Origin of the sequence: Stenotrophomonas sp. JC08, assembly GCF_052180205.1 — a bacterium.
GTDB lineage: Bacteria > Pseudomonadota > Gammaproteobacteria > Xanthomonadales > Xanthomonadaceae > Stenotrophomonas.
In genome coordinates this window covers 1,073,224-1,085,444 of sequence record NZ_CP197473.1, presented here as the reverse complement: position 1 = coordinate 1,085,444, position 12,221 = coordinate 1,073,224, and the positions used below count along the sequence as shown (strand labels likewise).

10 protein-coding genes are annotated in these 12,221 nt (G+C 67.9%); 4 read left to right on the top strand and 6 right to left on the bottom strand.

Annotated elements, in window-relative coordinates; translation table 11 throughout:
• Positions 1-42: 42 nt before the first annotated feature.
• From ACSBPQ_RS04875 to prmB, 4 genes are all read right to left on the bottom strand, one after another.
• Positions 43-1,068: an aspartate-semialdehyde dehydrogenase gene (locus ACSBPQ_RS04875; RefSeq protein WP_442683926.1), complete on the bottom strand. Its 1,026-nt coding sequence runs from the start codon at positions 1,066-1,068 to the stop codon at positions 43-45.
• An 83-nt stretch (positions 1,069-1,151) separates the two neighbouring features.
• On the bottom strand, positions 1,152-2,204 hold the full coding sequence (locus ACSBPQ_RS04870) for a 2-hydroxyacid dehydrogenase (RefSeq protein WP_442683925.1): 1,053 nt from the start codon (positions 2,202-2,204) through the stop codon (positions 1,152-1,154).
• Entirely contained in the window at positions 2,197-3,300 is a 1,104-nt protein-coding gene (gene aroC / locus ACSBPQ_RS04865) for a chorismate synthase (protein WP_442683924.1), read from the bottom strand. The genes ACSBPQ_RS04870 and aroC overlap by 8 nt, the downstream gene beginning before the upstream one ends.
• On the bottom strand, positions 3,297-4,223 hold the full coding sequence (prmB, locus tag ACSBPQ_RS04860) for a 50S ribosomal protein L3 N(5)-glutamine methyltransferase (protein ID WP_442683923.1): 927 nt from the start codon (positions 4,221-4,223) through the stop codon (positions 3,297-3,299). Before prmB ends, aroC begins: the two co-directional genes overlap by 4 nt.
• 217 nt (positions 4,224-4,440) lie before the next feature.
• Between prmB and ACSBPQ_RS04855 the strand changes: the two genes are divergently transcribed.
• Together ACSBPQ_RS04855 and asd are read left to right on the top strand one after the other, a co-directional pair.
• On the top strand, positions 4,441-5,088 hold the full coding sequence (locus ACSBPQ_RS04855; protein ID WP_442683922.1) for an SCO family protein: 648 nt from the start codon (positions 4,441-4,443) through the stop codon (positions 5,086-5,088).
• Positions 5,085-5,927: an archaetidylserine decarboxylase gene (asd, locus tag ACSBPQ_RS04850; protein WP_442683921.1), complete on the top strand. Its 843-nt coding sequence runs from the start codon at positions 5,085-5,087 to the stop codon at positions 5,925-5,927. Before ACSBPQ_RS04855 ends, asd begins: the two co-directional genes overlap by 4 nt.
• A 237-nt stretch (positions 5,928-6,164) precedes the next feature.
• Here asd and ACSBPQ_RS04845 read toward each other — a convergent pair whose 3' ends face one another.
• Entirely contained in the window at positions 6,165-7,736 is a 1,572-nt protein-coding gene (locus tag ACSBPQ_RS04845; protein WP_442683920.1) for a transglycosylase SLT domain-containing protein, read from the bottom strand.
• Positions 7,737-7,859: 123 nt separating this feature from the next.
• Between ACSBPQ_RS04845 and ACSBPQ_RS04840 the strand changes: the two genes are divergently transcribed.
• Together ACSBPQ_RS04840 and ACSBPQ_RS04835 are read left to right on the top strand one after the other, a co-directional pair.
• A complete protein-coding gene (locus tag ACSBPQ_RS04840) occupies positions 7,860-9,365 on the top strand; it encodes a helicase HerA-like domain-containing protein (RefSeq protein ID WP_442683919.1) in 1,506 nt (501 codons plus the stop codon).
• A gap of 75 nt (positions 9,366-9,440) precedes the next feature.
• Positions 9,441-10,709: a hypothetical protein gene (locus ACSBPQ_RS04835; RefSeq protein WP_442683918.1), complete on the top strand. Its 1,269-nt coding sequence runs from the start codon at positions 9,441-9,443 to the stop codon at positions 10,707-10,709.
• A 39-nt stretch (positions 10,710-10,748) separates the two neighbouring features.
• Here the strand turns inward: ACSBPQ_RS04835 and ACSBPQ_RS04830 are convergent, their stop codons facing one another.
• Positions 10,749-12,197, bottom strand: coding sequence for a rhomboid family intramembrane serine protease (locus tag ACSBPQ_RS04830; RefSeq protein ID WP_442683917.1), 1,449 nt, complete (start codon positions 12,195-12,197; stop codon positions 10,749-10,751).
• Between the last annotated feature and the right edge of the window lie 24 nt (positions 12,198-12,221).

Sequence of the window (12,221 nt, the reverse complement as noted above, 5' to 3'; positions counted from 1 at the left end):
CCCGCTGCGGAGCCGACCCGTCGGGCCGGCCCCGCCGGTGCATCAGCCGCCGGCGGCGACCAGTTCGGCCACCTGCACCGCATTGAGCGCGGCACCCTTGCGGATGTTGTCGGCCACCACCCACATGTTCAGGCCACGCGGGTGCGAGATGTCCTCGCGGATACGGCCGACATAGACCGGATCGGTGCCCGAGGCGTGGGTGACCGGGGTCGGATAGCCGCCGGCCCTGCGCTCGTCCACGACCTCGACGCCCGGCGCGGCGGCCAACAGCGCGCGCGCCTTCTCCGTGGTGATCTTCTTCTTCGTCTCCACGTTCACCGCCTCGGAGTGGCCGTAGAACACCGGCACGCGCACCGCGGTCGGGTTCACCTGGATGCTGTCATCGCCGAGGATCTTGCGGGTCTCCCAGACCAGCTTCATCTCTTCCTTGGTGAAGCCGTTGTCGAGGAAGTCGTCGATGTGCGGGATCAGGTTGAAGGCGATCTGCACCGGGAACTTCGTCGGCTCGATCTCCTGGAAGCCCAGCAGCTGCGCGGTCTGCTTGCCCAGCTCCTCCATGCCGGTCTGGCCGGCGCCGGACACCGACTGGTAGGTGGCGATGTTGACGCGCTCGATGCCGTACTCGCGGTGGATCGGTGCCAGCACCGGCATCAGCTGCATGGTCGAGCAGTTCGGGTTGGCGATGATGCCGCGCGGACGGTTCTTCGCCGCTTCCGGGTTGACCTCGGACACCACCAGCGGCACGTCATCGTCGTAACGGAACGAGGACGAGTTGTCGATCACCACCGCGCCGGCCGCGGCGAACTTCGGCGCGAATTCCTTGGAAATGCCGCCGCCAGCCGAGAACAGCGCGATCTCGACACCGGCCGGATCGAACGTGGCCAGGTCCTGGATGGTGATCTTCTCGCCGTTGAAGTCGACCTGCTGGCCGGCCGAACGCGACGAGGCCAGCAGGGTCAGCGTGCTGATCGGGAACTTGCGCTCGGCAAGGATCGACAACATGGTCTGGCCGACCGCGCCGGTGGCGCCGACAACGGCTACGTGGAAACGACGGGCTTCATTGCTCATGGGGTGCACTCGAAAAAAGGGAGATGGGGGACACACGTCGAGCCAGGTTCGGGGAACCTCCGGCAGACAGCCGCGGAGGCTCCCTACCGTTTTTTGATAATGGTTTTGCCGCCGGAAGTGGCAACGCGAGCCGTACCGGAGTCCAGCAGGTCGGCGTTGACCACATTGACCGGACGGCCTGCGTCCGGGCCGATACCCAGCCCGGCCTGCAGGTTGTCCACCGCCAGCTGCACCATCGCGCGGCGCGTGGCCAGCGAGGCGCTGCCGATATGCGGGGTCAGCACGATGTTGCGCAGCGCCAGCAGTTCCGGCCGCACCTGCGGCTCGTTCTCGTAGACATCCAGCGCCGCCGAAGCCAGCCGGCCATTGCTCAGCGCATCGGCCAGCGCCAGCTCATCGACGATACCGCCACGGGCGATGTTCACCAGCGTGGCGCTCGGCTTCATCTTCGCCAGTGCGGTGGCATCGATGATGTGGTGGTTCTGCGCGGTGTACGGCAGCACCAGCAGCAGATGATCGGCGTGCGACAGCAGCTCGTCGAAACCGGCGTAACGGGCACCAACCTCGCGCTCCACGTCTTCCGGCAGCGGCGAGCGGTTGTGGTACAGCACCTTCATGCCGAAGCCGTGATGGCCGCGGCGGGCGATGGCCTGGCCGATCCGGCCCATGCCGAGGATACCCAGCGTGCTGCCATGCAGGTCGGTGCCGAGCATGGTGGTGAACGACCACTGTCCCCACTGGCCGTCACGCAGCCAGCGGTCGGATTCGACGATGCGCCGCGCCGCCGCCATCAGCAGCGCGAAGCCCAGATCGGCGGTGGTTTCGGTCAATACGTCCGGGGTGTTGGTGGCCAGAATTCCCGCCGCGCTCAGCGCCGGGATATCGAGGTTGTTGTAGCCGACGCCGACGTTGGCGATGACCTTCAGCTGGGACGCAGCGGCAACTTCCGCCGCACCGATACGGTCGTTGAGCGTCACCAGTGCACCGTCCACACCGGCCAGTTGCGCGGCCAGCGCGGCACTGTCGTGCGCGGTGATCTCCGGGGTGGCGACCACGTCGCAGTACGCGGCCAGCTGCGCGACGGTATCGTCGAACAGGGGCTGCGAAACCCAGACGCGGGGTCGCTGGTCAGCCATCGACGCTGCCGGGAATGCGCGGCGTGACCTCGCCCACATCGCCACACTGCGCGCGGTGGCGCAGCGCCTGGTCCATCAGCACCAGCGCCAGCATCGCCTCGGCAATCGGCGTGGCGCGGATGCCGACACAAGGGTCATGGCGACCGGTGGTGATGACCTCCACCGCGTTGCCGGCGGTGTCCACCGTGGCGCCGGGCAGGCGCAGGCTGGAAGTCGGCTTGAGCACCATCGATGCGACGATCTGCTGCCCGGTGGCGATGCCACCGAGAATGCCGCCGGCGTGGTTGGACTGGAAGCCTTCGGGCGTGATCAGGTCGCGGTGCTCGGTGCCCTTCTGCGCGGCGCTGGCGAAACCGTCACCGATCTCCACGCCCTTGACCGCGTTGATGCTCATCAGCGCCGCGGCGATATCGCCATCAAGCTTACCGTAGACCGGCTCGCCCCAGCCCGCCGGCACGCCATCGGCGACCACGGTCACGCGCGCGCCGACCGAGTCGCCGGACTTGCGCAGCGCATCCATGTACGCCTCCAGCGCCGGCACCTGCGCGGCGTCGGGCCAGAAGAACGGATTTTCCTCCACCGCGCTCCAGTCGTGCCCGGCCGGGACGATCTCGCCCAGCTGCGACAGATAGCCGCGCACGCTCACGCCGTAGCGCTGCTTGAGCCACTTCTTGGCGATCACGCCGGCGGCCACGCGCATGGTGGTCTCGCGCGCCGAGGAGCGGCCACCACCGCGCGGATCACGGATGCCGTACTTCTGCCAGTAGCTGTAGTCGGCATGGCCCGGCCGGAACTGCGCGGCGATGTTGCTGTAGTCCTTGCTGCGCTGGTCGGTATTGCGGATCAGCAGGCCGATCGGCGTGCCGGTGGTGCGGCCTTCGTAGACGCCGGACAGGATCTCCACCTCGTCGGCCTCGCGGCGCGCGGAGGTGTGGCGGCTCTTGCCGGTGGCGCGGCGCTGCAGGTCATGGGCGAACTCTTCGACGCTGATCTCCAGCCCCGGCGGACAGCCGTCGATGACGCAGCCGATGGCCGGCCCGTGCGACTCGCCGAAGGTGGTGACCGTCAGCAGCTTGCCGAAGGCATTGGCACTCATCGCTGCGCCGCCAGTTCGGCAATGCGGGCGTGGTGCGCGCGCAGCTCGCTGGCTTCAACCGCGAAGATGCCCATCTGCCCGACCTTGAATTCGATCCAGGACATGAACACCTCCGGCAGCAGCTTGACCAGGTGCTGCTCGGAATCGCCCACCTCGCAGATCAGCAGGCCGTCTTCGGTGAGGTGGTCCGGTGCATCACGCAAAATCTTCAGCACCAGATCCAGGCCATCGTCGCCGGCACGCAGCGCCAGGTCCGGTTCGTACGAATACTCCTGCGGCAGCGCATCGGTTTCGTCATTGGTGACGTACGGCGGATTGGTGACGATCAGCTCGTAGACGCGGCCTTCCAGCCCGTTGAACAGGTCGGATTTGACGATCTCGACATTGTTCGCGAGCAGGCGCTCCCTGTTCTCGTGGGCCAGCGACAGCGCGGCATCGTTGATGTCGCTGCCGTCCACCTGCCAGTTCGGGTAGTAGTGGCCCATGGCGATGGCGATGCAGCCCGAACCGGTGCACAGGTCCAGTGCGCGGGTGACATCGCGGCCGGCCAGCCACGGTTCGAAGCCGCCGAGGATCAGCTCGGCGATCGGCGAACGCGGCACCAGCGCACGTGCATCGCTCTTGAAGCTCAGGCCGGCGAACCAGGCCTCGCCGGTCAGGTAGGCGGCCGGCAGGCGCTCGTTGATGCGCCGTTCGAACAGCGCCAGCACCTGCTCGCGCTCGTGCCGCAGCAGGCGCGCCGCGCCATAGGCGGGGCCCAGATCCGGCGGCAGCTGCAGGCTGTGCAGCACCAGCTGGGTGGCCTCGTCCAGCGCGTTGTCATAGCTGTGGCCGAAGGTCAGGCCTGCGGCATTGAAACGGCTGGCGCCGTAGCGGATCAGATCGATGATCGTGTGGAGTTCGGCGGCCGCTTCGGCTGTCATGGGAATACGGAAATACTTGAAAGGTCTGCGATTATAGGCACTTGGCCGGTATATTGACTGCCCAGTTGCAGCCGAAACTTCGGCAGGCGCCGCTATCGGGCCCGGCACCGGCGCCCTGCTCCGGGGCGCGGCCAGCCTATCGCTGCATCCCCTACACTCGCCTGTCCCGCCCGCGACCGCTGCCTGCGCCGCCGGCACCAGTATGGATAAACGGCCCATGTTCAATCGCAATACCGGCATCATCCTCGCCGTCGCCCTGGCCGCCGGCCTCGGTCTGCTGCTGGCACAGAAGGTCTTCGGCCCGGGCAAGGCCGGCAACCACGACAGCAGTTCGATCGTGTTCTACGGCACCCCGCGCACCTTGCCGGACTTCGACCTGGCCCAGTCCGACGGCACCCGGCTGATTCCCGGTGAGCTGCGTGGCCACTGGACGCTGGTGTTCCTGGGCTTCACCTCCTGCCCGGACATCTGCCCGACCACGCTGACCGAGCTGGCCGGGGCGCAGAAGCAGTGGGAAAACCTGCCCGACAGCCTGCGTCCGCGCGTGGTGCTGGTATCGGTGGATCCGGAGCGTGACACGCCGGCGCGGCTGGGCGAGTACGCCCACGCCTTCCACAAGGACACCCTGGCCGCGACCGCCGACATCCCGTCGCTGGAGCGCTTCGCCACCGCGCTGGGCATGGTCTTCCAGAAGGCCCCCGGCAAGCATTTCGACAAAAATCCCGCCGACTACAGCATGGACCACTCGGCCAGCATCGCCGTCCTGGACCCGGAAGGCCGCCTGGCCGGGCTGATCCGTCCTCCGCTCAACCCGCAGGCGATCGCCAGCGATCTGCTCAAGCTCACCGAGAAATCCGCCCCATGAGTCTGGTAACAACGCTCAGCTACGTCCTGCCGCACCGCCTGCTGTCCTCGATGGCGCGCTCGCTGGCCTATTCGCAGAATCCGCGCATCTCGCACTGGCTGATCGATACGGTGACGGAGAAATTCAACGTCAACCTGGCCGAAGCCGCCAATCCCGATCCGCGCAGCTATGCCAGTTTCAACGCGTTTTTCACCCGCGCCCTGAAAACCGGTGCGCGCGTGCCCGCCGCCGATCCGCGCACGCTGACCATGCCCGCCGACGGCCATATCAGCCAGCTGGGCGCGATCGAGGACGGCCGCATCTTCCAGGCCAAGGGGCAGTCCTTCACCGCCGCCGAACTGCTCGGCGATGCCACCGATGCGGCGCCGTTCCGCGACGGCCTGTTCGCCACCGTGTACCTGTCGCCGCGCGACTACCACCGTGTGCACATGCCGTGGACCGGCACCCTGCGCGAAACCGTGCACGTGCCCGGCCGCCTGTTCAGCGTCGGCACCGACGCGGTCGCCAACGTGCCGCGCCTGTTCGCCCGCAACGAGCGTCTGGTCTGCCATTTCGACACCGATTTCGGGCCGATGGTGCAGGTGATGGTCGGCGCACTGCTGGTCAGCGGCGTGGAAACGGTATGGAGCGGCGAGGAGATCCCCGCCTATGGCGACCGCATCACTCGCAAGGACTGGCGCGGCAAGGGAGTCACATTGGAACGGTTTGGTGAGATGGCCCGTTTCAACTACGGCTCCACCGTGATCGTGCTGCTGCCGCCGGATGTGGCCGAGTTCGATCCTTCGTTGCATGCGGAGAGCCCTGTGCAACTGGGGCAGGCGCTGGCGCGGCTGAAGTAACGCTCGATTCCGACCCGGCAACACCGCGGCGCGTGGCGACGCGCCCACCACTCCGGCGCCTGTCTTTCTGCGAGGCGCGGCGTGGCCGAGTTCGATCCTTCACTGTACGCCGAAAGCCCCGTGCAGCTCGATCAGGCGCTGGCGCGGCTGAAGTAATCCCGCATTGCGGCAGCGCAGAAGCCATGAATGACAAAGGGCGCCCACGGCGCCCTTTGCCTTATCCGGTCAGCCGATCACTCAGCGGCCGCAGCCTTCCAGCTTGATCGTCTGCCCCAGCCTGATGGCATAGCCCGGCGCGCGCAGGCCGTTGGCGCGGGCCAGCGCCGGTACCTCGCACTGGAAGCGGCTGGCGATGCGCCCCAGCGTGTCGCCCTTGGCGACCTTGTAGGTGCGCGGCGTGCGGGTTGCCGGACGCGGTGCCGATGCCGCCACCGGGGCGACCGCCTGTGCGGCCTGCATGGACTGGACATCGCCCACCGCGACACTGCCGGTGACCGATGCCGCCGACGGGCGCTTGATCGCGGCATTGAGGTCGGCGGTGATCAGCGCCCGTGCCAGGTCGGCACGCGGGCCGCTGACGCAATAGCGGTTGTAAAGGCCGGCGATGCGGGTGGTCGCGTTGAGCGTGGTACCGGCAGGAATCCAGCCATCGGCCTCGTAGCGCGGGTTGAGGTTGCGCAGCACGCGCATGTAGCCGTCGCGGGTGCCGGCGCTGCCCAGGCAGATGGTCAGCTCGTAGATCGTGGTCGATTTACTCAACCGCAGTGTCGCCGGCTGTGCGTTGACCCTGGGGAATTCCACGCCGTACTGCTGCGGGTGCAGGAAGATCCAGGCTGCGGCGATCACCATCGGCACGTAGTCCTTGGTTTCGCCGGGAAACTGGGTGTAAGCCGATTCGGTCCAGAAACTCTGCCCGCCCGCCTCGCGGTAGATGCGCGCGGCGCGGCCCTCGCCGCCGTTGTAGGCGGCCAGCGCGTATTCGATGTTCTTGTTGAGCGCCCGCATCCGCTCGTTCATGTAGGCGGCGCTGGCTTCGGCCGAGCTGCGCGCATCGAAGCGGGTATCGAAACCGGTGCCGTCCGGGCCCAGGCCGAAGCGGCGCCCGGTGGCGGGCATGAACTGCATCAGCCCGGCCGCACCGGCGCGCGAGGAGGCATGCACGCGGCCGTTGGATTCCTTGGCCATGATGCCGAACAGCAACGCTTCCGGCAGCGTGCTCTTCTCCCACTCCGGCCACATCACCGCGCGCAGGTTCATGTAGTTCTCATAGCTGGTCAGCAACGCCGGGCGCATGTCGGTGAGCCAGCGGCGGATACCGGCCTGCACCGCCGGGTTGTACTCGACCATGTCGTCGAAGGCATGCCGGTGGTCGTTGAGCAGCGCCGCCGCACGCGCGGCCTCGGGCACGTCGGCAACCAGCGGCGCGACATGGTCCGGATCCGCCTCCAGCGGCCCGAGCTCCTGGTCCTCGCCTGCTTCACCGGCCCCGTCCACGCGCTGCTTCAGCAACCGCTTGTAGCTGCTGAGCAGGCCGCTGACCTGGCAGCCCTTCTGCGCGATGCAGTCGGCGATCACATCCTCCATGTCCTCCAGCGCCGCGTCGCCTTCACTGCTGCCCTTGGGATCGGCGTTGTTGACCAGCACCAGTGCGTCGGCATAGCGCTTCTCGGCAGCAGCCATGCGCGCGTGGAGGGCGTCCACCCTGGCCTTGTCACGGGCCGAAAGGGCATGCGCCGCAGGCATCACGGTCAACAGCGCGGTGGCCAGCAGCAGCGGCCAGGGACGGAGGGAAAACAGGGAAGCGGACATCAGCGGCACTGCGGACGGGAGGTCAGGCAGGGTAGCCGCCCGCCTTGGCCACGGGCAACATGCGCCGCGCGCCGATACAGTCGGCCGTTAGAATCCCTCTTCCGTTCATCAATGAGTGTCTCCATGGATCCGATCCTGCTCGGCAAAGGCGTCACCGACGACATCGCCGTCACCCTGCTCTCGCGCTTCGGCAACCGCCACGGTCTGGTGGCCGGCGCTACCGGTACCGGCAAGACGGTGACGCTGATGACGCTGGCCGAGGGCTTTTCACGGCTCGGCGTGCCGGTGTTCATGGCCGACGTGAAGGGCGACGTGGCCGGTCTGGCGGTCGCCGGCGAGATCAGCGAGAAGCTGGCCCAGCGGGCGGCCGACATCGGCGTGCAGGGTTACGGCCCGGCCGCCAGCCCGACCGTGTTCTGGGACCTGTACGGCCAGCTCGGCCACCCGGTGCGCACCACCGTCAGCGAGATGGGCCCGACCCTGCTGGCGCGCATCCTGGAACTCAACGACACCCAGTCCGGTGTGCTCGACATCGTCTTCAAGCTGGCCGACGACCGTGGCCTGCTGCTGCTGGATCTGGACGACCTGCGCGCCCTGCTGACCCTGGTCGCTGCCGAGCGCAAGGACATTTCCACCGAGTACGGGCTGGTCAGCGCGCAGTCGGTGGCGGCGATCCAGCGCGCACTGCTGCGGCTGTCGCAGGACGGCGCCGAGCAGTTCTTCGGCGAGCCGGCGCTGGAACTGGCCGATATCATGCGCGTCAACCACGACGGCCGCGGGGTGATCGGCATCCTCGCCGCCGCGCAGCTGATCCTCAAGCCGCGCCTGTACTCCACCTTCCTGCTGTGGCTGCTGTCGGAGCTGTTCGAGAAGCTGCCGGAAGTCGGCGATCTGGAAAAGCCGAAACTGGTGTTCATCTTCGACGAGGCGCACCTGCTGTTCGACGACGCCCCGGCCGCGCTGGTGCAGCGCATCGAGCAGGTGGTGCGGCTGATCCGCTCCAAGGGCGTGGGTGTGTACTTCTGCTCGCAGTTCCCCGACGACGTGCCGGCCAACATCCTCGGACAGCTCGGCAACCGCGTGCAGCACGCGCTGCGCGCCTTCACCCCGCGCGACCAGAAGGCGGTGAAGACCGCAGCCGAAACCTTCGTGCAGAACCCCAGGCTCGACGTGGTCGCCACACTGTCGCAGCTGGGCACCGGCGAGGCGCTGGTGTCGACCCTGCAGGACAAGGGCATCCCTTCGCCCGTGCAGAAAACGCTGATCGCCCCGCCGCGCTGCCGCATGGGTTCGATCACCGAGGCCGAACGCGCCCAGGTGCGTGCCGGCAGCCCGGTGGGCAGCCGCTACGACACCGCGGTCAACCGCGAATCGGCGGCGGAAATCCTCGCCCGTCGCGCCGAGCAGGCCGCCGAGCAGGCACAGGCGCCCAAGGCCCGCACCCGCCAGCAGGACGAGGAACAGGAGGGAGGCTTCGGCCAGGCGGTCAAGGACGCGATCTTCGGCACCAAGCGTCGCCAGGGCATGATCGAAACCATGGCCAAGCAGACCACCCGCACGGTCGGCACCAAGCTGGGCAACCAGATCGTGCGCGGCATCCTCGGCGGCATCTTCGGCGGCAAGCGCTGAATTCCCGCACGGAGCCGGCCCATTGCCGGCTCCCCGGCATCCCCGCCACAATCGGCGCTGTCACCGGGGGATGCCATGCAGGACCGCAATCACAGCCGTAGTACCCGCCAGCCGCCGCAGCCGTTCTGGCTGCAGCTGCGCGCCATCACCTTCTATCCGCTGCGCGGACCCGCCCTGTATTCGCTGATCGCGCTGACCCTGTGCACGCTGCTGGGCATGTTGCCGATGATCGGCTGGATCATCGGCCTCATCGTCTGGGTGGCGGTGTACCGCTATGCGTTCGAGATCCTGCGCGAAACCGCCCATGGCCGCATGACCTCGCCCGAGCACACACTCGGCTCCAGCGACGGCACCGTGATCCGGCTGCTGGCGCTGATGATCCTGATGGGCATCTTCGTGGTGCTGGTGGCCGGCTTCCTCGGCCCGGTGATCGGCCTGCTGTCGCTGGCGGCGGTGGTGTTCCTGCAACCGGGCTGCGTGATCTCGCTGGCGATGGATGGCAGCCTGCGCGCCGCCGCCAATCCGGCCACTCCGATCACCCTGGCCGCGCGGATCGGCTGGCCGTACCTGGCGGCCTTCGCGCTGCTGTTCGTGATCCAGGCCAGCGCACTGACCGCCGGCACCTGGCTGCACAAGCTCATGCCGCCGGTGATTGGTGAATTGACCCTCACCTTCTTCAGCATCTGGGGACTGTTCACCACCTTCCACCTGCTCGGCTATCTGGTCTACCAGTACCACGCCGAGCTGGGCTTCGAGCCGGAAGGTGCGCCGGAGGCGCTGTCGCGGCATGCGCCGGACCAGCAGCTGCTGGACGAGGCCGAGCATTTCGTCCGCGAAGGCCATCCGGAGGCGGCGATGGAAGCACTGCGCGGCGCCGTGCGCACCCGCGCGGTCTCGCTGCCGGTGCATGAGCTGTATCAGCGCCTGCTGCTGCGCAGTGGCTCGACCGGGGCCGTGCGCGAACACAGCCGCCAGTACCTCAACCGGCTGTTGATGGAAAAACAGGAACGGCAGGCGATGAACCTGCTGCGCGAGGTGCTGGAACGCGATCCGGATTTCACCCCGGCCGAGCCGGAACAGGCCGCGCTGCTGGCCGAACGCGCGCGTCTGGGTGGCCAGTTCCAGCTGCAGCTGGATGCGTTGCAGGCGATGCTGCGGGCCTGGCCGCGCTCCCCCGATGCCCCGCAATGGGCGTTGCAGGCGGCCCTGCTGCTGGGCGAGCGCTACAGCCGCGACAGCGAGGCGCTGCAACTGCTCGACCTGGCACTGCAACGCTGCGAGGACGGGGAACAGCAGCGCAAGCTCGAAGCCGCACGGCGCGCCCTGCAACCCGATCGCGTCTAGGCAGGCAGCAACAGCAACGCGCTGCCGCCGGCTGCAACCTCAGCTGTTCTCCAGCAGGAAACGCGCCTTGCCCGCCTGTGGCGTCTGCGGGAACTGCTGCAGGATCAGCTGCAGCAGCCGCTGCTGTCCGGCCACGGCCGAGCGCTCGCCCTGCCCCAATGCCAAGCGCAGCCAGCGCTGCGCCTGTTCCTCGGCCGGCAGCATCGTGACCGATTGCAACGCAGTCTCGGCCTCCTGCAGCCAGCCGGCCTTGAGGCAGCGTTCGAATACCGCCGCAGCCGCGTCCGCCGTCACTCCGTTCTCAAGCAGCTCCTTGACCACGTTCCGCTGGGCGGCCAGCTCGGCGGCCGAACCCGCATCGAGCGCCAGCACCGCGATACCCCGCGCCTGCTGCACGGCACGCTGCCCGGCATTGCCGGCGACCCGATAGCGTGCCAGCGCAATGTCCATGCGCCGTGGCTGCTCGCCTGCCAACTCGGCCAGCAGCCGCTCGGCGGCGGCGTTCTCCAGCCGCCCCATATGCTGCTGTGCCAGCTCCCAGCGCGCGTCCACGGCATCGGGCGCACGCTCATCGGCCATGAAGTCCTCGCGCGTCTGCCGCGTCAGTACCAGTACCGCCCCCATCAACGCGCCGCTTACCAGGCCGCCGGCATGTGCATCGAAACCGATGCCTGCAGTACGGTTGAACAGCAGGTTGTAGAGCTCCCAGCCCAGCCACAGCGGCAGCAGCCAGATCGCCGGCGCACGCACATAGTCGAACACCACCCCGAACCAGTAGAAGAAGCGCACCGGGCGACGGCCCCAGACCACGCAGAACGCGCCCATCAGCGCCGCGACCGCGCCGGATGCTCCCAAGCCGCCGCCGGCATCGCCCCAGCGCCACCACAGGCTCGCCACACTGGCGCCAAACGCACCCAGCAGATAGACGCCAAGGAAACGCCAGCCGCCCAGCGCCCCTTCCAGCAACAGGCCCAATGCCACCAGGAACAGCATGTTGCCGAACAGGTGCATCACCCCGCCATGCAGGAAGGCCGAGGACAGCATCCGCCACGGCGACCACTCCGAACTGCGCAGCAGATGGCGCAGCGTGAACACCTCGTCCAGCTGCGCCTGGTAGCGCTGCCGCAACGGCGACCAGGCCGCGCGTTGCGCGTCGGATTCGAACAGGCTGCCTTCCTCCAGCGCCGCCAGGAAAGACACATCGCTCAGCGTGGACATCGCCACAAAGCCGGCGCGCCGGGCCGCCGGCATCGCCTCCAGCTCGGCCAGCCGCTCATGCTGGGCGGTGAAGCGCAGATGCTTCTCGTAGGCCGGCAACTCGTAACCGGCCAGCTCCGATTGCAGGTACCAGCCCTGTGCGGCCGCGACCTTGGCATCGTCACCGGCCTGCCAGCCGAAAAACACCAGCACATTGACCATCACCAGCAGCATCGTCACCAGCGGCAACGTGGCCAGGTTCAGCGGCTTGTGCAGCGGCACGATCAGCATCGGGGGACTCCATGTCGGGACGCC